The sequence below is a fragment of the Microbacterium sp. LMI13-1-1.1 genome, assembly GCF_040815625.1.
GTDB classification, from domain to species: domain Bacteria; phylum Actinomycetota; class Actinomycetes; order Actinomycetales; family Microbacteriaceae; genus Microbacterium; species Microbacterium forte.
The window spans coordinates 455,828-475,978 of record NZ_JBFPNL010000001.1; the positions used below are offsets into that span (position 1 = coordinate 455,828).

At 67.9% G+C, this 20,151-nt stretch carries 22 protein-coding genes; 14 read left to right on the forward strand and 8 right to left on the reverse strand.

Annotated elements, in window-relative coordinates:
- Window position 1: 1 nt before the first annotated feature.
- Together MRBLMI13_RS02125 and MRBLMI13_RS02130 are read left to right on the forward strand one after the other, a co-directional pair.
- A complete protein-coding gene (locus tag MRBLMI13_RS02125) occupies window positions 2-646 on the forward strand; it encodes an FMN reductase (RefSeq protein WP_042541795.1) in 645 nt (214 codons plus the stop codon).
- Window positions 647-727: 81 nt separating this feature from the next.
- A complete protein-coding gene (locus MRBLMI13_RS02130; protein WP_367820786.1) occupies window positions 728-2,080 on the forward strand; it encodes an FAD-binding oxidoreductase in 1,353 nt (450 codons plus the stop codon).
- Between the two features lie 70 nt (window positions 2,081-2,150).
- Here the strand turns inward: MRBLMI13_RS02130 and MRBLMI13_RS02135 are convergent, their stop codons facing one another.
- Both MRBLMI13_RS02135 and MRBLMI13_RS02140 read right to left on the reverse strand, forming a co-directional pair.
- Complete coding sequence (locus tag MRBLMI13_RS02135) at window positions 2,151-2,846, reverse strand: response regulator (protein WP_367820784.1); 696 nt, start codon at window positions 2,844-2,846, stop codon at window positions 2,151-2,153.
- Window positions 2,843-4,123 (reverse strand): sensor histidine kinase, encoded by a 1,281-nt coding sequence (locus MRBLMI13_RS02140; RefSeq protein WP_367820782.1) that lies wholly within the window; start codon window positions 4,121-4,123, stop codon window positions 2,843-2,845. Before MRBLMI13_RS02140 ends, MRBLMI13_RS02135 begins: the two co-directional genes overlap by 4 nt.
- Window positions 4,124-4,283: 160 nt before the next feature.
- Between MRBLMI13_RS02140 and MRBLMI13_RS02145 the strand changes: the two genes are divergently transcribed.
- Window positions 4,284-5,723 (forward strand): cation:dicarboxylate symporter family transporter, encoded by a 1,440-nt coding sequence (locus tag MRBLMI13_RS02145; RefSeq protein WP_056377026.1) that lies wholly within the window; start codon window positions 4,284-4,286, stop codon window positions 5,721-5,723.
- A gap of 60 nt (window positions 5,724-5,783) precedes the next feature.
- On the opposite strand, the gene MRBLMI13_RS02150 is transcribed toward MRBLMI13_RS02145, so the two are convergent.
- Window positions 5,784-5,960, reverse strand: coding sequence for a DUF5302 domain-containing protein (locus MRBLMI13_RS02150; protein WP_091232420.1), 177 nt, complete (start codon window positions 5,958-5,960; stop codon window positions 5,784-5,786).
- Window positions 5,961-5,999: 39 nt separating this feature from the next.
- Window positions 6,000-6,572 (reverse strand): DedA family protein, encoded by a 573-nt coding sequence (locus MRBLMI13_RS02155; protein WP_367820779.1) that lies wholly within the window; start codon window positions 6,570-6,572, stop codon window positions 6,000-6,002.
- Window positions 6,573-6,726: 154 nt separating this feature from the next.
- On the opposite strand from MRBLMI13_RS02155, the gene MRBLMI13_RS02160 reads away from it, so the two are divergent.
- From MRBLMI13_RS02160 to MRBLMI13_RS02185, 6 genes are all read left to right on the forward strand, one after another.
- Window positions 6,727-8,652: a GDSL-type esterase/lipase family protein gene (locus tag MRBLMI13_RS02160; RefSeq protein ID WP_367820777.1), complete on the forward strand. Its 1,926-nt coding sequence runs from the start codon at window positions 6,727-6,729 to the stop codon at window positions 8,650-8,652.
- Between the two features lie 305 nt (window positions 8,653-8,957).
- Window positions 8,958-11,234 carry a polyribonucleotide nucleotidyltransferase gene (locus MRBLMI13_RS02165; RefSeq protein WP_042541790.1) on the forward strand — a complete coding sequence of 759 codons (2,277 nt, stop codon included), beginning with the start codon at window positions 8,958-8,960 and terminating at the stop codon, window positions 11,232-11,234.
- Between the two features lie 215 nt (window positions 11,235-11,449).
- A complete protein-coding gene (locus MRBLMI13_RS02170) occupies window positions 11,450-12,478 on the forward strand; it encodes an aldo/keto reductase (RefSeq protein WP_042541789.1) in 1,029 nt (342 codons plus the stop codon).
- Window positions 12,479-12,558: 80 nt separating this feature from the next.
- Window positions 12,559-13,161 carry a histidine phosphatase family protein gene (locus MRBLMI13_RS02175; protein ID WP_042541788.1) on the forward strand — a complete coding sequence of 201 codons (603 nt, stop codon included), beginning with the start codon at window positions 12,559-12,561 and terminating at the stop codon, window positions 13,159-13,161.
- A gap of 59 nt (window positions 13,162-13,220) precedes the next feature.
- Window positions 13,221-13,961 carry a 4-hydroxy-tetrahydrodipicolinate reductase gene (gene dapB / locus MRBLMI13_RS02180; RefSeq protein ID WP_042541787.1) on the forward strand — a complete coding sequence of 247 codons (741 nt, stop codon included), beginning with the start codon at window positions 13,221-13,223 and terminating at the stop codon, window positions 13,959-13,961.
- Complete coding sequence (locus MRBLMI13_RS02185) at window positions 13,961-14,395, forward strand: hypothetical protein (RefSeq protein WP_052493003.1); 435 nt, start codon at window positions 13,961-13,963, stop codon at window positions 14,393-14,395. The genes dapB and MRBLMI13_RS02185 overlap by 1 nt, the downstream gene beginning before the upstream one ends.
- 6 nt (window positions 14,396-14,401) lie before the next feature.
- Here MRBLMI13_RS02185 and MRBLMI13_RS02190 read toward each other — a convergent pair whose 3' ends face one another.
- From MRBLMI13_RS02190 to MRBLMI13_RS02200, 3 genes are all read right to left on the reverse strand, one after another.
- Window positions 14,402-14,827, reverse strand: a complete 426-nt coding sequence (locus tag MRBLMI13_RS02190; RefSeq protein ID WP_042541785.1) for an OsmC family peroxiredoxin — start codon at window positions 14,825-14,827, stop codon at window positions 14,402-14,404.
- Window positions 14,828-14,916: 89 nt separating this feature from the next.
- The gene (locus MRBLMI13_RS02195; protein ID WP_367820773.1) at window positions 14,917-15,480 is read right to left on the reverse strand and encodes a DUF4395 domain-containing protein; all 564 of its coding nucleotides are present in this window, start codon (window positions 15,478-15,480) and stop codon (window positions 14,917-14,919) included.
- A 22-nt stretch (window positions 15,481-15,502) separates the two neighbouring features.
- Complete coding sequence (locus MRBLMI13_RS02200) at window positions 15,503-15,916, reverse strand: thioredoxin family protein (RefSeq protein WP_367820771.1); 414 nt, start codon at window positions 15,914-15,916, stop codon at window positions 15,503-15,505.
- Window positions 15,917-16,011: 95 nt separating this feature from the next.
- Here MRBLMI13_RS02200 and MRBLMI13_RS02205 point away from each other — a divergent pair, with 95 nt between their 5' ends.
- From MRBLMI13_RS02205 to MRBLMI13_RS02215, 3 genes are read left to right on the forward strand one after another with little or no spacing between them, the layout of a single operon-like run.
- Window positions 16,012-16,821 (forward strand): thymidylate synthase, encoded by an 810-nt coding sequence (locus MRBLMI13_RS02205; protein ID WP_042541782.1) that lies wholly within the window; start codon window positions 16,012-16,014, stop codon window positions 16,819-16,821.
- Window positions 16,818-17,294: a dihydrofolate reductase gene (locus MRBLMI13_RS02210; RefSeq protein WP_042541781.1), complete on the forward strand. Its 477-nt coding sequence runs from the start codon at window positions 16,818-16,820 to the stop codon at window positions 17,292-17,294. Before MRBLMI13_RS02205 ends, MRBLMI13_RS02210 begins: the two co-directional genes overlap by 4 nt.
- Window positions 17,294-18,055 (forward strand): SDR family NAD(P)-dependent oxidoreductase, encoded by a 762-nt coding sequence (locus tag MRBLMI13_RS02215; protein WP_367820768.1) that lies wholly within the window; start codon window positions 17,294-17,296, stop codon window positions 18,053-18,055. The genes MRBLMI13_RS02210 and MRBLMI13_RS02215 overlap by 1 nt, the downstream gene beginning before the upstream one ends.
- Before the next feature lie 44 nt (window positions 18,056-18,099).
- On the opposite strand, the gene MRBLMI13_RS02220 is transcribed toward MRBLMI13_RS02215, so the two are convergent.
- Window positions 18,100-18,639 (reverse strand): NUDIX hydrolase, encoded by a 540-nt coding sequence (locus tag MRBLMI13_RS02220; RefSeq protein ID WP_311879272.1) that lies wholly within the window; start codon window positions 18,637-18,639, stop codon window positions 18,100-18,102.
- A 36-nt stretch (window positions 18,640-18,675) separates the two neighbouring features.
- On the opposite strand from MRBLMI13_RS02220, the gene MRBLMI13_RS02225 reads away from it, so the two are divergent.
- Window positions 18,676-19,122 carry an EF-Tu/IF-2/RF-3 family GTPase gene (locus MRBLMI13_RS02225; protein ID WP_079112683.1) on the forward strand — a complete coding sequence of 149 codons (447 nt, stop codon included), beginning with the start codon at window positions 18,676-18,678 and terminating at the stop codon, window positions 19,120-19,122.
- Window positions 19,123-19,150: 28 nt separating this feature from the next.
- Window positions 19,151-20,128 carry a 4-hydroxy-tetrahydrodipicolinate synthase gene (dapA, locus tag MRBLMI13_RS02230; protein ID WP_042541778.1) on the forward strand — a complete coding sequence of 326 codons (978 nt, stop codon included), beginning with the start codon at window positions 19,151-19,153 and terminating at the stop codon, window positions 20,126-20,128.
- The last annotated feature ends 23 nt before the right edge of the window (window positions 20,129-20,151 follow it).

A 20,151-nucleotide genomic window follows, 5' to 3' on the forward strand; every position in this document is an offset into this window, starting at 1 on the left:
GATGAGCACTCGTCGCATCGCAGTCGTATCCGCCGGGCTCTCGAATCCGTCCTCCACGCGGATGCTCGCGGATCGTCTGGCGGCGGAGACCGTGAAGTCCCTCGCCGGTCACGACATCCAGGCGAGCGTCGACGTGATCGAGCTGCGGGATTACGCGCACGACATCACGAACAACCTCCTCACCGGATTCGCGCCGCCCGCACTCGAGACCGCGATCAACACCGTGGTCTCGGCGGACGCGCTCATCGCCGTCACGCCGATCTTCTCGACGAGCTACAACGGTCTGTTCAAGTCGTTCATCGACGTGCTCGACCCGGATGCGCTCACGGGCAAGCCGGTGCTGATCGGAGCGAACGCCGGCACGGCGCGGCACTCGCTCGCGATCGACTACGCGATCCGACCGCTCTTCGCATACCTGCATGCCGACGCGGTCTCGACCGGCGTCTTCGCCGCATCCAGCGACTGGGGCGGGACTGGTGACGAGGTCGCTCCTCTCGCGAAGCGCGTCGAGAAGGGCGCGCGCGAGCTGGCCGAGGCGATCGCGAAGCGCGAGGTGGCTGCGACCGCCGACCCCTACGACCCTGCGACGTATCTCGGAGAGGGCCGATCCTTCGGTCACATGCTCGGCGGTCTCGCCGGAGAGTGATCCATCCCCGGCTCGACCGGGAAACGCGCACAGGGCCATGAGGCCGTAGACGATGTCCGTAGGGCGTCGTACGGTGACCTCATGGCCCTTCGCTCTGTGCTCGAATCCGCGCGGGATGCCCTGCGCGGCGATCTCATCCTTCCCGGCGACGAATCCTTCGAAGCCGCGCGCCGTCCCTGGAACCTGGCGATCGAACAGCATCCGGCGGGTGTTGCCGTGCCGGTCGATGTCGACGATCTGCGAACGCTTCTCCAAGCCGCCCGCGACGCGGGAGCGACGCTCTCGGTGCAGCCCACCGGTCACGGGGCCGACGGAGATCTGGCCGACGCCGTCGTCGTCCGCATGGCCGCCTTCGACGAGCTGTCGGTCGACCTGGGTTCCGGCGTGGTCCGGGTCGGCAGCGGAGTCCGTTGGGGGGCGGTGGTCGAGGCGCTCGAAGGCACCGGCTGGGCGGCTCCGGCCGGTACGAGCCCCGTCGTCGCCGTCGCGGGGTACAGCCTGGGCGGCGGCCATTCCTGGTTCAGCCGCACGGCAGGGCTGGGGTCCGACAACCTCAGGGCCGCGTGGGTGCTGCGCAGCGACGGGACCCACGAGCGTGTCGATGACGACAGCGACCCCGAGGTGATGTGGGCGCTTCGCGGGGCCGGCGGCATCGTCGGAATCGTGACGGCACTCGAGATCGACCTGGTTCCCACCCCGGCGCTGTGGGGCACCGAGCTCACATTCGAGGCCGCAGACGCCGGGTCGGTGATGCGGGCTGTCCGAGACCTGTCCGCAGAGGCCCCGGCGTCACTCAACGTGTTCGTGAGCTCGATGCGCATGCCTGACGCTCCCCAGCTTCCCGAGGAGATCCGAGGACGCAGCTTCCTCACCGTGCAGGCGCTGTCCACCGCCGGAGCCGCCGACGACCTGATCGAGCGCGTTCGGGGAGCCGGCACTGTTCGCCGTGAGGTGTCAGGGGCCACGACGCCGAAGACCGTCGCCGCGTCGAGCGGGGAGCCCACCGAGCCGACGCCCGGCAAAGGCGTGTCGGCGGCGCTCTCGTCGCTGGACGACGCGACGATCGACGACCTCTTCCGCTTCCGCGAGCTGCCGGAGCAGTGGCCGATCATGGGCATCGACATCCGGATGCTCGGTGGCGCCCTGAATGAACCTCGACGGGCCGGGTTCGCGACGCTTCAGGGGGTCGGCTGGCTCCTCCACGCCCTCGTACCCGTCTTCCCGGGGGTGCCGAGCGAACCCGGTGAGGCGAGCATGGCCGGCTTTCGGGAGGTGCTGGCGAGGGTCGCCGCACCGCAGACGGTCCCGACCTTCCTCGGTCCGGGCGAGACTCTTGAGCGGTGCGGTGATCCGGCGTCGATCGATCGCCTCCGCGACGTCAGGGCTGCCGCGGATCCCGAGTCGCTGATCCACGAGGGGCGGCTCCCGCGCTGACTGCGATCCGTGCTCGCGGACGGATTCACGACCGACAGCGCGAGCGCCCGAGAACGGCGCCGGATCGACGTCAGTCCGCGTCGGTGCGGCGGATCCAGCGGTACTCCGTCTCGGGGCGGCCTCGCGCGCCGTAGCGGGCGCTGCGCGAGATGATGCCCGAATCCGTGAGATGCTCCAGATATCGCCGCACGGACACGCGCGACATCCCGAGCCGTGCGGCCGCCTCGCTCGCCGACACCGGGGCGCCCGAGGAACGCAGCTCGGAGGTCACCTTCTGCAGCGTGGCCGCTGAGAGGCCCTTGGGAATCGGGATGGTCCCGGTGGTGCGTCCGAGAAGCGCATCGATCTCGGCCTGGGTCGCCTCGCCGGCCGTCGAACGCGCCTGCTCCCGATACGTTCGATAGGCAGTGAGGCGCTCGTGGAACACCGCGAACGGGAAAGGCTTCACGAGGTACTGGTACACCCCGAGGGCGGCCATGTGTCGCACGGTCGCGGCGTCGCGCACACCGGTGATGGCGATCACATCCACCGCCGCCGCACGGGCGCGGAGTCCGCGGAGCACGTCGATGCCCGAGCCGTCGGGCATCGTGATGTCGAGGAGCACGAGGTCGAAGGGCTCGTCCGGTGGCTGTTCGAGCACCGCCGCGAGCGCGGCACGGGCTCCGGTGCACTCGCCGCCGACGACGAAGCCGTCGATTCTCTCGAGATAGGAGCGATGGAGTTCGAGGGTCAGAGCGTCGTCGTCGACGATCAGGGTCCGGATCACGGTGTCCTCCGTCCTCGTGCCGGCGGGAGGACGACGGTGAAAGTGGTCGGATGAGAGGTGAGATCCACGGAGCCGCCGGCCCCGACGACGACCGCCTCCACGAGGGCGAGCCCGACGCCCCGTCCCTGCGCGCCCGCCGGTTTCGTCGAGTAGCCGTGGGTGAAGACCCGCTCGTACAGCGCCGAGGGGATGCCGTCACCGCCGTCCGACACCTCGAGGACGATTCCCCCCTCCGTCGACGGCCGCAGCACGACCTCGACCCAGCGCTCGGTGCCCGCCGCTGCGGCATCCATGGCGTTGTCGATCAGGTTTCCGAGCACGGCGACGCTGTCGACGGGCGAGAGGGGCGACGCGGGGGTGTCCGGGTCGATGTGGACCCGCCAGTCGATCCCGCGCTCCCTGGCCTGCGATGCCTTGCCGAGCAGCAGTGCGCCCACGGCAGGATCGCCCGCCTGCCGTGCGGTCACCTGGTCGACGAGCGACTGGCTCTGGCGTGAGGTCTCGGTCAGGATCTCGATCGCCTCGTCGCTGCGTCCGAGCTCGAGAAGCGCGACGGCGGTGTGCATCCGATTCCCGTGCTCATGCGTCTGGGCGCGCAGAGCGTCGCCGAGTGTGCGCAGCGATTCGTACGACGAGACGGCGTCGCGCACCTTTCCCGGTGGCAGATCGCCGGCGATGCCTCGGGTGAATCGACGTGCGATCCAGGCGCCGAGGCCGCCCAGGGCGACCAGTCCGGCCGTGATGCCGATCGAGAGGGGCAGGCGGCGGATCAGGGTCTCGGAGATCGACTCGATCGTCACTCCGGACGACACCCATCCGACCAGTTCGTCGTCGGCGGCGAGCACCGGCACGATGGTTCTCACAGACGGGCCGAGCGTGCCGGTGAAGACCTCGGTGAGCGTCCGTGGCGAATCCGGGATGGTGCCGAGGTAGTCACCGCCTATCTGGTCGAGATCAGGGTGGGTGAGTCGGAGGCCATCCGGCGTCATGATCGTCACGAAGTCCAGATCGGCGTTGGCGATCACGTCGAGTGCGTAGGGCTCGAGCACCCGGGTCGCTGCGTCCGGCTCCTGGGTCGCGAGTGCATCGATGACGAGGGGTGACGAGGCGAGCGACACCGATGTGGCCGCCGTCACACGCTCCGCTTCCGCGTGTGCACTGCGCTGCGCATCGACGACGAGGAACACCGCAACCAGTGCGCCGACCACGACGGCGGACGCGAGGAGCACCAGGAAGACCCGGGAAGCGATGCTCCTGGAGTCGCGGGCGGGTCTCATCGCGTCCTTCCGATCGTCGGTGATCGCGGAGCCGGCATATCGGTGGTGACCAATACGACCACAAATGGCGCTGCCGTGTGAAGTCCGCGACGGTGAGCTTACCGAAGGCGAGGGCGCCAGAGGGCATGAGACGAAGACGTTCATGATCAAGGAGGAAAACATGGCCATCACGACAGGGTTCTCGCTTCCCGGATTCCACTGGCGGCGCGGCAAGCAGGCGTGGGACAGGCACACATGGCTGTATGTCTCGGTGATCATCGCGGTCGTGCTCGGAGCGGCGGTCGGCCTCATCTGGCCCGAGGTCGGTCAGAGTCTCGAACCGATCGGCAAGGGCTTCGTATCGCTCATCAAGATGATGATCGCGCCGATCATCTTCTGCACGATCGTCGTGGGTGTCGGCTCGATCGCGAAGGCCGCGACCGTGGGCAAGATCGGCGGACTCGCGCTGCTCTACTTCATGGTGATGTCGACGTTCGCGCTGGCGATCGGACTCGTGGTCGGCAACATCATCCACCCGGGTGCGGGCCTCGACATGGCGAACTCCAGCTACGACGCGACCGAGACCGAGGCGAAGACCACCACGGAGTTCATCCTCGGCATCATCCCGACGACCTTCTTCTCCGCCTTCACCGGCGAGAGCGTGCTGCAGGTGCTCTTCATCGCGTTGCTGGTCGGCTTCGCCCTCCAGGGGCTCGGCGACAAGGGCGCCCCGATCATGGATGCGGTCAAGAACCTGCAGAAGCTGGTGTTCCGCATCCTCGGCATGATCCTGTGGCTGGCGCCGCTCGGCGCGTTCGGAGCGATCGCGGCGGTCGTCGGGAAGACGGGCATCGCCGCCATCTGGAGCCTCGGGGTGCTGATGGTCGCGTTCTACATCACCTGCATCCTGTTCATCGTGGTCGTTCTGGGGACGCTGCTCTATGCGGTGACCCGGGTGAACATCTTCAGCCTGGTGAAGTACCTCGCCCGCGAGTACCTGCTGATCGTGGGCACCTCGTCGTCGGAGTCCGCTCTTCCGCGTCTCATCGCGAAGATGGAGCACATCGGCGTCTCGAAGCCGGTCGTCGGGATCACGGTGCCCACCGGATACTCGTTCAACCTCGACGGCACGGCGATCTACCTGACCATGGCCTCGCTCTTCATCGCCACCGGTATGGGCCAGCCGATGACGATCGGCGAGCAGATCGGGCTGCTGGTGTTCATGATCATCGCGAGCAAGGGAGCCGCCGGTGTCACCGGGGCAGGACTCGCCACGCTCGCGGGCGGTCTGCAGGCGTACCGCCCTGATCTCGTCGACGGCGTCGGCGTGATCGTCGGCATCGACCGGTTCATGTCGGAGGGGCGCGCTCTGACCAACTTCACCGGCAACGCGGTCGCGACCCTGCTCATCGGCACCTGGACCCGCGAGATCGATCGCGAACGGGTGCAGCGGGTGCTGAGCGGCGCGCTGCCGTTCGAAGAGTCGTCGCTCGACGGTGTGGACGACCACGGGATGGCAGACGAGAGCAAGGCCGTCGACATCCAGGGTCTCAAGGAGTCGGCGCTCGATGAGATGGCGGCGAAGGAGGAGCGAGCGCGGGCTCGAGCAGCGCAGAACTGAGCAGCGAGCGGGTGAGAGGGATGCGGGAGTCGACGATGGTCGGCTCCCGCATCCGTGTGGTCAACCGCTCTTGCGTCGGAACTCGCGCCGCGTCTGCGGGGCGGGCGCGCCGTGGACGGCGGAGTCGCCATCCAGGTGGGCTTCGCCCTGCCGGTGGTGCGCGTTCTTCTTCTCGAGCGCTTCCTTGAACTTGCGCTTCATCTCCTCGCTGGAGGAGGCGCCTTCTTCGGTGCTCATGCTCGCCAGCCTAGGGCACGCTCCTGACCGGTGGGTGGATCACTTCCGGGACCGGCGGGACACCACGTCGATCACAGCACCGAGACCCACCGCGATGGCGACCGACACCGCGATCGCGACGACAGGGCCGCCCGGCACCAGCGCGGCGACGACGGCACCGACGGACGCCTGGTACGCAGCCCATCCGAGAGCCGCCACTGCGACGAGCAGCAGGTATCGACCCGGGGCGATATGCGAGGCGCCGGCGACGAGATTGATCGCCAATCGCGCGAACGGCACGAACCGAGCGGTGAAGAGCACCGTCGCTGTCCCGCCTTCGAGGCGGCGTCGAGCCCAGTCGAGGGCCTGGCGCACACGCGGCGCACGCATCCATCGCCAGCGCTCGGTGCCGACGGTGCGACCGATGAGATAGCAGGCGGTGTCACCGACTGCGACCGCCGCTGCCGCGCACACGATCACCGCCCAGAGCGGGGGAGCGCCCGTGGTCGACGCGATGGCCCCCAGGGCGGTCACAGCGATCTCTCCGGGGACGACGACGAAGAACGAGTCGCCGAGCACGAGGAGGCCCATGATCACGAGGGCCCACGGACTGCTGAGCAGATCGGACGGCACGCCTCCACAGTGGTCGGCGCAGGTGAACGGGAACCAACGTCCGCATAGCCGGTGACCAGCGCTCCAGCATCCGGTGAACTTCTGGTGCCAGGGGTCGTTTCCCGCGTCTCGCGGCTGACGCTGGCAGCATCCTGAGGTTGTGAGAGTCGCGATCGTGACAGAGTCCTTCCTTCCGCACATGAACGGTGTCACCGGATCCGTGCTGCAGATCCTCGGCCACCTCGAACGCGCGGGCCATGACGCGCACGTGATCGCGCCCGATGCGGTCGGCATGCCCGCTCGGGTCCACGGTGCCGCTGTCGAATCCATGCCCAGCCTCGCGCTCCCCGGCTACCGCAACGTGCGGGTGGGCACCTCGCCGGCACGCCAGGTCGCGGCATCGCTGCGCCGTTTCGGTCCGGATGTCGTTCATCTGGCCTCGCCCTTCGCCCTCGGCTGGCGAGGCGCGCTCGCCGCGGAGCACGTCGGCGTGGCATCGGTCGCCGCGTACCAGACCGATGTGGCGGCGTACACGCAGAGGTACCGCATCCCCGCGGCGACGGGCGTCACGCAGTCGCACATCGCTCGGCTCCACCGGCGGGCGACCCTGACGCTCGCACCATCGGCTGATTCGGCGCAGCAGCTCGCCGAACTCGGTGTCGATCGCATCCGCCGGTGGGGCAGAGGCGTCGATGCTGAGCGTTTCCGACCCGACCGACGCAAGGTGACACTGCGCGCGGAGTGGGGGACGGAGGTCGTGATCGGCTATGTGGGCCGACTCGCCCCGGAGAAGCAGGTCGAGGACCTGGGTGTGCTGCAGACGATCCCGGGGACGCGTCTCGTGATCGTCGGTGACGGCCCGAGCAGGCCCAGGCTCGAAGCGCTGCTGCCCGACGCTCTCTTCCTCGGGCACCTCGAAGGCGATGCACTCGCGGAAGCGATGGCATCGTTCGACGTGTTCGTGCACCCGGGGGAGAGCGAGACCTTCGGCCAGACCCTGCAGGAGGCGCACGCGAGCGGGGTGCCCGTCATCGCCACCGGACGCGGCGGTCCCCTCGGCCTCGTGCGCATGGGGATCGACGGATGGCTCTATCGGCCGGGCGATCTCGACGACCTGCGCATGCGCGTCGCCGATCTCACCGGAGACGCGCGCAAACGCCGGGCCTTCGGCGAAGCAGGACTCGCGGCGGTGCAGGGGCGCAGCTGGTCGAGCATCTGCGATCAGCTGCTGGGACATTTCGACGAGGCACGAGAGCTCCGTGCTGTGGATGCCGGACTGCGCGCTCGCCGCCTGACGCGCCCGGAGCCCAGTGTCCCCGTCGACGCGCGTCGCTGGCAGCGATACGTGGCGTTGGGAGACTCGCTCACCGAGGGACTGTGCGACCCTGCACCGGACGGAGCGCTGCGCGGATGGGCTGACCGACTCGCGCTTCTGCTCGCCGCACGAGGGGGGCTCCACTACGCGAACCTCGCCATCAGGTCCAAGCGCGTGCGCGACGTGTGCGCCACGCAGCTTCCCCGGGCACTCGAACTCGAACCGGATCTCGTGTCGATCCTCATCGGGGCCAACGATCTCGTGAAGCCCCACGTCGACGTGGCGGCGCTCGCCGCAGAGCTCGAGGGTGCGGTCACGCGCCTCCGGAGCACCGGAGCGGGTGTCCTCCTCGTCACCCCGTTCCTTCCCCGTCGGCGCGCGGCCGCGATGTACACGAAGCGGTTCGCGGCGTTCGCCACGGCACTCACGGGCGTCGCGGCACGCACCGGCGCGATCCTGATCGACACGGACCTGCACCCCTCGCTCCCCGACCGCCCGAACTGGGGTGAGGACCTCGTGCACCTGAGCAGCCGAGGACATAGATTCCTCGCGTACCGGGCGGGGGAGATGCTCGCCGTGCCGCATGCCGACGCCCTCGGAGCCCTGGACGCGGCTCTGCACGAGAACGAGCCGATCGGGGCAGGGCTCTGGTGGCGTCGGCACGCATTGCCATGGGTATGGCGACGACTGCACGGACGCACGGCGGGAGACGGGCGGGTCGCGAAGCACGACGACTACGTCTATCTCGGGCGATCGAGCGCCCCGAGCGATGTCACGGTCGGCTGACTTCCGGGCTGTCGCGGCGTGGAAGGACAGCCGGAGCGAGGACTTTCAATGCCCCGCTGATAGGCTGGACGCGGTCGGCGTATGTCGACCGGACAATTTCATATCGACTCATGGAGCGATCGGCGGAGAGCTGGTCCCCTGTGGTGGGTTCCTCGGCGCGACGTCGGGTGGCTTTCTACTGGTGGCCAGCGCAGGTGAGATTCGCGGGAATGCCCGCGCGCCCATATCCGTCAGAACCCGCTCCTTCATGAATGCGCTCGCGCGTCACACGGACTCGCGAGTCTAAACAAAGAAGGAGAGACCTCTTGGAAGGTCCTGAAATCACCGCCACCGAGGCCGTTCTCGACAACGGCCGCTTCGGCACCCGCACCATCCGCTTCGAGACCGGCCGCCTCGCGCAGCAGGCTCAGGGCGCAGTCGCCGCGTACCTCGACGGCGAGACCATGCTCCTCTCGGCCACCAGCGCGGGCAAGCACCCCCGCGAGGGCTTCGACTTCTTCCCGCTGACGGTCGATGTCGAAGAGCGCTCGTACGCCGCAGGCAAGATCCCCGGTTCGTTCTTCCGTCGTGAGGGTCGCCCCTCCACCGAGGCGATCCTCGTCTGCCGTCTGATCGACCGGCCGCTGCGCCCGTCGTTCGTCGACGGTCTGCGCAACGAGGTCCAGGTCGTCATCACCGTGATGTCGATCGCTCCGGGAGAGTTCTACGACGCTCTCGCGATCAACGCCGCGTCGGCGTCGACGCAGATCTCGGGCCTTCCGTTCTCGGGTCCCGTCGCCGGTGTGCGCCTCGCGTTCATCCCCGGTCACGGCGAGCACGCCGACCAGTGGGTCGCGTTCCCGAACGCCGAGCAGGTGTCGGAGGCCGTGTTCGACCTGATCGTCGCCGGCCGCGTCGTCACCAAGTCCGATGGCACCGAAGACGTCGCGATCATGATGGTCGAGGCTGAGGCCACCGAGGGCAGCTGGAACCTGATCAAGGCCGGTGCCACGAAGCCCGACGAGACCATCGTCGCGCAGGGACTCGAGGCAGCGAAGCCGTTCATCGCTCAGCTCGTGAAGGCTCAGGCAGAGCTGGCAGCGACCTCGTCCAAGGAGCCGGGCGTCTACCCGGTCTTCCCGGCATACAGCCAGGAGGTCTACGACTTCGTCGCAGGCCGTTCCTACGACGACCTCGTCGGCGTCTACCAGATCGCCGACAAGGTCGAGCGTCAGACGTCGGACGACGCGATCAAGGACCGCGTCCGGGCCGAGCTCATCGAGGCGACCGAGGCGGGCAACCTTCCTGCCGCCGCGCCGCTCGAGTTCTCCGCGGCGTACAAGTCCGTCACGAAGAAGATCGTCCGCGGCCGCATCCTCACCGAGGGCGCGCGCATCGACGGTCGTGGCCTGGCGGACATCCGTCCGCTCGACGCCGAGGTGCAGGTCATCCCGCGCGTGCACGGTTCCGCGATCTTCCAGCGCGGCGAGACCCAGATCCTGGGTGTCACCACGCTGAACATGCTCAAGATGGAGCAGCAGATCGACTCGCTGTCGCCCGTCACGAGCAAGCGCTACATGCACCACTACAACTTCCCGCCGTACTCGACCGGTGAGACCGGCCGTGTCGGCTCGCCGAAGCGTCGCGAGATCGGGCACGGCTTCCTCGCCGAGCGCGCCCTCGTGCCGGTTCTGCCGAGCCGCGAGGAGTTCCCCTACGCGATCCGTCAGGTCTCCGAGGCGCTGAGCTCCAACGGCTCGACCTCGATGGGTTCTGTCTGCGCGTCGACCCTGTCGCTGCTGAACGCGGGCGTGCCGCTGCGTGCACCCGTCGCCGGCATCGCCATGGGTCTCGTCTCCGATGAGGTCGACGGTGAGACCCGCTACGCGGCGCTGACCGACATCCTCGGTGCGGAAGACGCTCTGGGTGACATGGACTTCAAGGTCGCGGGCACCGGTGAGTTCATCACCGCCATCCAGCTCGACACGAAGCTCGACGGCATCCCGACGTCGGTCCTCGCGGGGGCGCTCACGCAGGCCCGCGACGCTCGTCTGACGATCCTCAACGTCCTGAACGCCGCGATCGACGCTCCCGACGAGATGGCGCCGACCGCGCCTCGCGTCATCAGCGTGCAGATCCCGGTCGACAAGATCGGCGAGCTGATCGGCCCGAAGGGCAAGACGATCAACGCGATCCAGGACGAGACCGGTGCGCAGATCTCCATCGAGGAGGACGGCACCGTCTACATCGGCGCGACCGACGGCCCCTCGGCCGAGGCCGCCCGTGCCCAGGTCAACGCGATCGCCAACCCGACCAACCCCGAGGTGGGCGAGCAGTTCCTCGGAACCGTCGTCAAGATCGCGACGTTCGGTGCATTCGTCTCGCTGCTTCCTGGCAAGGACGGCCTGCTGCACGTCACCGAGGTGCGCAAGCTCGCCGGTGGCAAGCGCGTCGAGAACGTCGACGACGTGCTCTCGGTCGGCCAGAAGATCCTCGTGAAGATCACGAAGATCGACGACCGCGGCAAGCTGTCGCTCGAGCCCGTGCTCGATGACGCTCCCGCAGCGGACGCAGCTTCAGGCGAAGAGGCCGCAGCCGAGTAATCGACGGCGCTTCTTGACGAAGCCCGGGTCGTCCTCGCGGACGGCTCGGGCTTCGTCGTATCCGATGTGACCAAACCGTTATCGGAAGTTCTCGCGCCGTTCCCTGGATTGGTCAGCGCGTTCGCGGATCTCGCTTACTCTCGAAAGTACGCACCGGGGGGTGCATTCGAGGCAGTGACGTAGGTCGGTACGCACCGATCGACGGGGGTGAGGATATGCGGTTGTTCGGCGTAGGCGCAGGAGCGTCGGTGGAGCGCGCGCAGCAGGGCACGGCAGAGCACCCTTCCGCGCCCATACCCATCGTCGGCCCGGGAATAGGAGAGAGCATCCGCGTACCTCTCGGCGAGACCGGACTCGAGACCTTCCCGCTGATGCTCGGCGCGGCCGAGTTCGGCTGGAACGTCGATCTCGAGACGAGCCACGGGATCCTCGACCGCTACGTCGAGTTCGGCGGCAACGCGATCCACACGGCAGACGGGTTCTCCGGCGGACGCAGCGAGCACATCATCGGCCAGTGGCTGCAGTCCAGGGGGCGACGTGATCGCGCCCTGTTGAGTGTGCGGATCGGCGCCCACGCAGACAACCCGGGTCTCGGCTCGGTGAACCTCGTGCGCGCGGTCGAAGGCTCGCTCACGCGTCTGGGCGTCGACCGTATCGACGTGCTGTATCTCGACGCGACGCTCGACCGGACGACGAACCTCGAAGACACCCTCGCGACCGTCGAGTGGATGATCGACGCAGGCAAGATCGGCGCCCTCGGGGCGTATGGATTCGCACCCGAGCGGCTCGTCGAGGCGCGCATCCTCGCATCCGCGGGGTACCCGCGCATCGAGGTGATCGATTCCCCGTACAACCTCATCCGTCGTCAGCCGTTCGAGGGCGATCTGCGTCTCGTCGCCGGCGCACAGAGCCTCGCAGTCACGCCGTCGCACGCTCTCGAGCACGGCTTCCTGTCCGGCAGGCACCGCAGCAAGGCGCTCACCTCGCAGGGCGTGCGCGGAGAGCAGCTGCGTGGTCACCTCAACCGTCGTGGCACGAAGATCCTGCGCGCTCTCGACCAGGTGGCGATCGAACTCGAGGTTCCGGTGGCAGCCGTGTCGATCGCCTGGCTGCTCGCGCAGCGCACCATCGCGGCACCGATCGTCAACGCCTTCGCGAGCGACCATGTCGACGAGCTGATGCAGGGCGCCGGCGTCACGCTCTCGCGCGCACAGGTCGCCGAACTCACCCGCGCCGGCAACTGAGCGTCGTAACGCCTCTGTCACAGACCTGGCATAGGGTGGAGTGAATCCCGGCGGATGCTGTCGATGAAGCGAGCGAGTTTGTGACGCATTACATATATCTGGTCAGACACGGTGAACATCAGGACGCCGAACACGGTCTCGCCGACGGCCCCCTGTCGCCACGCGGCCAGCGTCAGGCCGAACTCATCGCCGACCGGCTCTCCGGACTTCCGCTCGATGCCGTGTGGCATTCGCCTCTCCTGCGCGCGAACGAGACGGCACGGGCGATCGCGCACCGACTCCCGTCGGTCGACCCCGAACCGACCGCGCTCCTCTTCGACTGCGTGCCCACGGGAATGACCGACGAGACGCCCGCAGCGTACGAGCCGTTCTTCGGCTCGGTCACCGAGGCCGAGCTCGACGCCGGCCGTGCCCAGATGTTCGACGCCGTCAACGAGTTCCTGGTGCGCAAGCCGGGCGACGTGCACGAGGTGCTCATCACCCACAACTTCGTGATCTCGTGGTTCGTGCGGGAGGTCCTCGGCGCACCGGAGTGGCGATGGATGACTCTCAATCAGGCGCATTGCGGGCTGACCGTGATCGCGCAGAAGCAGGGGCGTCCGTGGACGCTGCTCACTCACAACGACACCGGGCATCTTCCGTTCGAGCTGCGCACCGGCATCCCTGACGCGATGTCGGTCTGATTCCCGATACCCCGGCCCGCCGCGGCGGTCGTGGTGCCCCCGAGAAATAGACTGAACGCATGACCACGCAGGTAGCACTCGTCGGCGGAACCGGGAAGCTCGGATCGATCATCGGTGCGGTGATCGACGGGCTCGAGGGCTTCGAGGTGAGTCGCGTGCTCACCTCTCGGAGCGACCTCGCTGAACTCGACGGGGCGGATCTCGTGATCGACGCCACCACGCCTCAGGTGAGCGTCGATGTCGTGCGCGCTGCGGTGGAACGCCAGATCAACGTCCTGGTCGCGACCTCCGGGTGGTCCACGGAGCGCATCGCTCTGGTGCGTCCGCTGGTCGAGAACGCAGGAACCGGGGCTGTCTTCATCCCGAACTTCTCGCTGGGATCGGTGCTGGGCTCAGCGCTGGCTGCGGCAGCTGCGCCGTTCTTCGGATCGGCGGAGATCGTCGAGGCTCATCACGCGGCGAAAGTCGACTCTCCGAGCGGCACCGCGGTGCGCACCGCGGAACTGATCGCCGCGGCTCGAGCCGAGCAGGGTCCCGTCAGTGCTCCGCATGCCGACCAGCGTGCGAGGGGGCAGCAGGTGGGCAGCGTGCCGATCCATTCGCTCCGGCGCCCTGGCGTCATCGCCAAGCAGGAGGTCATCCTCTCAGGGCCGGGCGAATCCCTGACGTTCACTCACGACACGGTAGAGCCGGCGCTCGCGTACGCTCCGGGCATCCGTCTGGCGGTCCCGTTCGCGGCTCAGGCGAACGGGGTCTTCGTCGGGCTGGAGAGCATGATCGATATCGGCATCCGCTCGTGATGTCGCGCATCGGCGTCGGTCTGATGGCCGCGGCGCTTCTGGTCTATCTGGCGGTCTCCGTGTGGCTGGCCGTGATGTTCTTCGCCGTCGGGACACCGGTGTCGATCGGCATGGGCGTGGCGCTGATCGTGCTCGCTCCGATCGGCGCCTGGGCGCTCGTCCGCGAGATGCAGTTCGGGTTCGCAGCCGATCGGCTGGGGCGCGCGCTCGATGCCGAAGGGGGAATGCCTGAGGCGGAGTCCGAACTCACTCCCAGCGGTCGGATCGCCCGAGCCGACGCCGACCCGCTGATCGCGAGGTATGCGGAGGAAGCGGACGCCGCGCCGACTGACTGGCGCGCGCGGTACCGACTCGGCGTGGTTCAGGATGCGGCGGGGCGCCGCAAGGACGCCCGCGCCAGCATCCGCGAGGCTATTCGCGTCGCTCGCGGCTGATCCGATTCAGGCGAGCGTGGCTTCGAGCGTGATCTCGATGCCGGCCAGCGCCTGGGAGACCGGGCAGCCGACCTTCGCCTCAGCGGCGATCCTCTGGAAGTCCTCGGGGGAGAGCCCCGGAACGACGGCGTTGACGTTCAGGTGGCTCCCGCTGATTCCGACCCCGGGCTTGAAGGTGACCGACGCGCTCGTGTTGACGCGCTCCGGCGGAGTGCCGTTCTCCGAGAGCGCGTGAGACAGCGCCATGCTGAAGCACGAGGCGTGAGCCGCGGCGATCAGCTCTTCAGGGGTGGTGGTGGTGTCGCTGCCCTCGCTGCGAGCCTTCCAGTTGATCGGGAAGGTGCCGAGCTTCGACGAGGAGAACGCGACTGTGCCCGAGCCCTCTGCGAGGGATCCGGTCCAGGTGGTGGTGGCTTCGCTGGTGACGGGCATGATTCCTCCGTTGTCTCGCGCGCTGCTCGATGTGCGGATCGCGTGTTCGGCCAGCCTATCGACCGGTCGCTCGCGGCGGAACCGCAGCCTCAGGCGGAGGCAGCGCGGCCGATGACGCCTGCTCGTTGCAGCAGCAGATAGATCTGGCAGCCGAGGCAGAACGAGAACGCGGCATTGAGGAACGCCGCGATGAAGGCGGCAGCGGTCGAGATGGGCAGCGCCCAGGGCACGCCGGCGAGATGCAGCAGGAGACCGATCGTCACGACGAAGAGACCGACCCCCTGAGCGAAGCGGGGAGGGCGCGGGTCCTCGAGCTCGCTCGGAGGTGCCAGTCTCGGACGCACCAGCCTTCGGAAGAGCACACCCCAGGGCGCGGTCCTCGGCGACAGCACACCCCACAGGAACAGCAAGGCGATCACGACGGTGAGGAGGAACGCCGGGTCCAGCGCGCGCTGTGCGAGCGTCGCCGAGCTGACAGCCCAGGTCTCCGAATCCAGGTCGGCTGACGCCAGCGGTTGATAGGCGAACCAGCCGAACGTCCTGGCGGTCGAGATGCCGATGAGCCCGAGGAACGTCGCGACGAGCAGCAGCACCGTCGTGATCGTCGCTGCGAAGCGCGGCCCTCGCGGGTCGATGCCTGCGGGTGTGGTCATCTGCGTTCCGTCCTCGTCTGTCTCATACGGCGGCCAGCGCTTCGCGCAGAGCGTGACGATGCGGCACGCCGTGGAATCGTGCGCGGACGGCGCCTGAACCGTCGACGACGAATGTCGTCGGTGTCTGCAGGACCCTGTACCGGGCCGACAGATCGGGCCGATGCGTCAGATCGACCTCGACATGGTTCAGCCCGTCTGTCTCGGCGGCGTAGCCGCTCAGCATCCGCCGCACCTGAGGACAGCGAGTGCACATCTCCGTGCTGAACTGCACGAAGGTCGCTCGGGCGCCCAGCTGCGAGTCACCGGCATCGACCGGGTCGAAACGCAGGTGACCGCCGCGGCGACGCCGTCCGTCGAGCAGACGCAGCACGACGCCGATGGCGACGGCGAGCACGAGCAGCGCTGCGGCGATACCGAGGGCGAGCACGGGAGACATGGCTCGACAATACGGCGATCTGAGAGCGTCGAGGACGATGTGTCGCATCGTGACGATCCGACTCTTCCGTCCTCGGGGCGGGTAGTCTGGCACACATGAGCGCAGCCGTCCCGACGCCGTACGAAGACCTTCTCCGAGACGTGCTGGAGTCGGGCACCCACAAGTCGGATCGAACCGGCACCGGGACCACCAGCGTCTTCGGCAGGCAGATCCGCTTCGACCTCTCACAGGGGTTCCCCCTGATCACGACGAAGCGCGTGCACTTCAAGTCGATCGCGTACGAACTCCTGTGGTTCCTCAGGGGCGACTCGAACGTGAAATGGCTGCAGGACCACGGCGTCACGATCTGGGACGAGTGGGCCGATGCCTCGGGAGATCTGGGTCCCGTCTACGGAGTCCAGTGGCGAAGCTGGCCGACTCCCGACGGCGAGAGCATCGATCAGCTCGCGCAGGTGATCGAGCAGATCCGTCAGACTCCGGACTCGCGTCGACTCATCGTGTCTGCCTGGAACCCGGCGGACATCCCTGACATGGCGCTCGCTCCCTGCCATGCGCTCTTCCAGTTCTACGTCGCAGACGGCAAGCTCTCCTGCCAGCTCTATCAGCGCAGCGCCGATCTCTTCCTCGGCGTCCCCTTCAACATCGCGTCCTACGCCCTGCTCACACTCATGGTGGCGCAGCAGGTCGGACTCGAGCCAGGCGACTTCGTCTGGACGGGCGGCGACTGCCACATCTACGACAACCACCTCGAGCAGGTGAACGAGCAGCTGACTCGCGAGGCATACCCGTACCCGACACTGCGGTTCGCTCGAAAGCCGGAGTCGATCCTCGACTACGGCTACGACGACTTCATCGTCGAGGACTACCAGCACCACGCTCCGATCCGGGCGGCGGTGGCGGTATGACGTGGGTCGGACTGATCTGGGCGGAGGCCCACGGCGGCGTCATCGGAGCAGAGGGCGGCATGCCCTGGAACGTCCCCGAGGATCTCGCGCATTTCAAGGAGATCACGCTCGGCGCGCCCGTGATCATGGGACGGAAGACCTGGGACTCGCTTCCGGAGCGTTTCCGTCCGCTCCCCGGACGCGAGAACATCGTCATCACCCGCCAGCAGGACTGGTCCGCAGAAGGTGCCCGTCGTGCGGCGGCCGTGACCGATGCGGTGCGAGGCCATGACAAGGTCTGGATCATCGGCGGAGCCGAGATCTTCCGACTCGTGATCGCCGACGCCGACCGCCTCGAGGTCACAGAGCTCGACATCGATGTCACCGGTGACGCCTACGCGCCGTCCAAGGCCGGGTGGCGGCTCGTCGACGAGGGGGAGTGGCAGACGTCCCGCTCCGGCATCCGCTACCGCTTCCTCGGATACGAGCGCTGATGCCCACCGCGCTGATCACAGGTGCCAGCGCCGGACTCGGTGTCGAGTTCGCTCGTCAGCTCGCCCGTCGGCGCGCCGACCTCGTGCTCGTCGCGCGGTCGGCGGACGCTCTCGAGAGTGTCGCCGCCGAGCTGCGCAGCGAATACGGCATCGCAGTCGAGGTCCTCGTCGCGGATCTCGCCGAGGTCGCCGATGTGGACCGCGTGGCCGACCGTCTCCGCGACGCCTCCGATCCGGTGGAACTGCTGATCAACAACGCCGGATTCGGCCTGCCGCTGCAGTTCGCCGACAACGACATCGACGACGAGGTGCGTCATCTCCGCGTCCACGTCGAGGCGTCGATGCGTCTCATGCATGCGGCACTCGGGTCGATGCGCGGCCGCGGGGGCCGCATCATCAACGTCGCGTCCGTCGCCGGGTTCATCTCCCGCTCGACCTACTCGGCCTGCAAGAGCTGGCTCATCGGCTTCAGCCGCTGGGCGAACGTCGAGTACGCCTCCGACAAGGTCAGCGTGACCGCGGTGTGCCCCGGTTTCACGCATACGTCGTTCCACGAGCGGATGGGTCTCGCACCCGGGCACGAGGGTGTTCCTGCGTTCATGTGGCTCGACGCACGTGACGTGGTGCGCGAGGGGCTCCGGGACGCGGCGCGGGGCAGGGCGGTCTCGATTCCCTCGCTGCGCTACAAGGCGATCGTGGCGATCGCGAGTCTGCTGCCGAGCGCGCTGACCGCCGGTGTCGCACGACGAGGCCGCGTCTGATCTGAAGGCCGACGGCACTCCGGCACGAGCGATCGCTGTGCGGATCAGCGGAATCTACCGAGGCGGATGCCGGCGTAGGCGATCGCTGCCACGGTCTCTCCATCGGTGATCCGGCCGTCCGCGATCATGCTGAGCGCCTCGGAGAAAGGCACCCAGGTGACGGCGTCGATGCCCTCCTCCGCTCGGGTGTGCGTCGAGTCATCCGCCCGTGTCATGGCGCGGGCGAGGAACACATGCTCGGGTGCGTGGGCGATCCCGTTGAGCGCGTTCATGGTCCCGAGCGACGTCCACTCGTCGGCGACGAACCCCGTCTCCTCGAGCAGCTCTCGCTGCGCGGCAACGAGCGGATCTTCGCCGTCGCTTCCCCCGGCAGGCACCTCGATCGAGATGCCTGTCGTGTAGCGCTCGAGGGAGACGAGGCAGACACGGTCCTCGTCATCGAGCGCGACCACGAAGACCGCCGGATGCCGCATTGTCACCACGCCGTAGATCCCGTCGCCCGCGGGGCCCGTGACCTGGTCCTCGCGCACCTCGATCCACCGGTTCTCGTACACCGTCGACGACGCGCGTGTGACCCATGCCATGGAGTCGAGCCTATTCGGATCCCTAGTATCGACTGCATGGGATGGTTGTTCGGGCGTAAGCGCGACTCTGAGGATGCCAACGAGATGCTGCGCCGATACAACGAAGCGGAGGCCGCGCGACTCGCTGCGATGACCTCCGGCGTCGCGGGGGAGACGGTGACAGGCGACAGCACTCGCGTTCCGGCGCCCGCTTCGCTGTCGGTGCCCTCGGGGTCGACCGAGTTCCTGGTCGAGGACGTCTTCACCATCACCGGACGCGGAACAGTGGCGACGGGCACGGTCACGTCTGGCGTGTTGCGAGTGGATGACGACATCGTGGTGGTGCGCGACGGAGCTCTGCAGGCGCAGACGCGGATCACCGGCATCGAGATGTTCCGGAAGCACGTGAAAGAGGTGACGGCGGGAGAGCTGTCCGGTCTGGTGCTCCGCGAGAAGATCGAGATCGCCCGCGGAGACGTCATCCGCCCGGCCCCGTCTGGGTGAGCGGCACGCGAACCGATACGCTGGGGGCATGACGCACTCGGGCAACCCTTTCGGACAGGTTCTCGTCGCGCTCGTCACTCCGATGACGGCCGACGGTGAAGTCGATTGGCCCGCCGTCGAGAAGCACATCGATGACGTCATCACCGCCGGTGCTGACGGGATCGTCGTGACGGGAACGACCGGCGAGACCTCGACCCTGACGGACCCCGAGAAGCTCAAGCTCGTCGAGGTCGGGAAGTCGGTGTCCGCCGGCCGCGCCAAGATCATCACGGGCGGCGGATCCAACGAGACCGCGCACGCGATCGAGCTGTACAAGGCCAGCGAGAAGGCCGGCGCAGACGGCATCATGATCGTCACGCCGTATTACAACAAGCCGACGCAGGCCGGCATCCTGACCCACTTCCGGCTCGTGGCAGATGCCACCGACCTCCCGGTGATCCTCTACGACATCCCCGGTCGCACGGGCGTGCCGATCAAGTACGAGACCATCCTCCGGCTCGCGAAGCACCCGAACATCCTCGCCGTGAAGGACGCCAAGGGCGACTTCTCCGAGGTGAGCCGCGTCTTGAATCAGACCGACCTCATGTACTTCTCGGGTGACGATGCCAACGTGCTGCCGCACCTCGCGATCGGCGCGACCGGTCTGATCGGGGTGACCGCGAATGTCGCGGCGGCGCCGTACCGGACCATCATCGATGCCGTCAACCGCGGCGACCTCACGACCGCGACCGCTGAGCACAAGCGGCTCGAGCCTCTCGTGCGCGCTGTCATGACGCACGTGCCGGGCACCGTCGCGGCGAAGTACATCCTGCACGGGCTCGGCCGTATCTCGAGCCCTCGCGTCCGTCTGCCGCTCGTCGGTCCCGAAGAGTGGGAGGCCGCTCTCATCGAGGACGAGCTCGATCTCGTGAAGGACGTCCCCGGCGCAGACTTCTCCAACTTCCGCCCCGACCGCAACGCGGCCGCGGGCGGTGCCCTGCCGAAGGTGCACGGCACGACCCGCTGACACCGGGCGCGGCGAGCCGCGTC

What these genes read in the sequence shown, in the direction of transcription:
- MRBLMI13_RS02125 (WP_042541795.1), top strand. Translation starts at nt 2, where the DNA reads ATGAGCACTCGTCGCATCGCAGTCGTATCCGCCGGGCTCTCGAATCCG.
- MRBLMI13_RS02130 (WP_367820786.1), top strand. Translation starts at nt 728, where the DNA reads ATGGCCCTTCGCTCTGTGCTCGAATCCGCGCGGGATGCCCTGCGCGGC.
- MRBLMI13_RS02140 (WP_367820782.1), bottom strand. Translation starts at nt 4,123, where the DNA reads ATGAGACCCGCCCGCGACTCCAGGAGCATCGCTTCCCGGGTCTTCCTG.
- MRBLMI13_RS02145 (WP_056377026.1), top strand. Translation starts at nt 4,284, where the DNA reads ATGGCCATCACGACAGGGTTCTCGCTTCCCGGATTCCACTGGCGGCGC.
- MRBLMI13_RS02150 (WP_091232420.1), bottom strand. Translation starts at nt 5,960, where the DNA reads ATGAGCACCGAAGAAGGCGCCTCCTCCAGCGAGGAGATGAAGCGCAAG.
- MRBLMI13_RS02170 (WP_042541789.1), top strand. Translation starts at nt 11,450, where the DNA reads ATGCGGTTGTTCGGCGTAGGCGCAGGAGCGTCGGTGGAGCGCGCGCAG.
- dapB (WP_042541787.1), top strand. Translation starts at nt 13,221, where the DNA reads ATGACCACGCAGGTAGCACTCGTCGGCGGAACCGGGAAGCTCGGATCG.
- MRBLMI13_RS02185 (WP_052493003.1), top strand. Translation starts at nt 13,961, where the DNA reads ATGTCGCGCATCGGCGTCGGTCTGATGGCCGCGGCGCTTCTGGTCTAT.
- MRBLMI13_RS02190 (WP_042541785.1), bottom strand. Translation starts at nt 14,827, where the DNA reads ATGCCCGTCACCAGCGAAGCCACCACCACCTGGACCGGATCCCTCGCA.
- MRBLMI13_RS02195 (WP_367820773.1), bottom strand. Translation starts at nt 15,480, where the DNA reads ATGACCACACCCGCAGGCATCGACCCGCGAGGGCCGCGCTTCGCAGCG.
- MRBLMI13_RS02200 (WP_367820771.1), bottom strand. Translation starts at nt 15,916, where the DNA reads ATGTCTCCCGTGCTCGCCCTCGGTATCGCCGCAGCGCTGCTCGTGCTC.
- MRBLMI13_RS02205 (WP_042541782.1), top strand. Translation starts at nt 16,012, where the DNA reads ATGAGCGCAGCCGTCCCGACGCCGTACGAAGACCTTCTCCGAGACGTG.
- MRBLMI13_RS02210 (WP_042541781.1), top strand. Translation starts at nt 16,818, where the DNA reads ATGACGTGGGTCGGACTGATCTGGGCGGAGGCCCACGGCGGCGTCATC.
- MRBLMI13_RS02215 (WP_367820768.1), top strand. Translation starts at nt 17,294, where the DNA reads ATGCCCACCGCGCTGATCACAGGTGCCAGCGCCGGACTCGGTGTCGAG.
- MRBLMI13_RS02220 (WP_311879272.1), bottom strand. Translation starts at nt 18,639, where the DNA reads ATGGCATGGGTCACACGCGCGTCGTCGACGGTGTACGAGAACCGGTGG.
- MRBLMI13_RS02225 (WP_079112683.1), top strand. Translation starts at nt 18,676, where the DNA reads ATGGGATGGTTGTTCGGGCGTAAGCGCGACTCTGAGGATGCCAACGAG.
- dapA (WP_042541778.1), top strand. Translation starts at nt 19,151, where the DNA reads ATGACGCACTCGGGCAACCCTTTCGGACAGGTTCTCGTCGCGCTCGTC.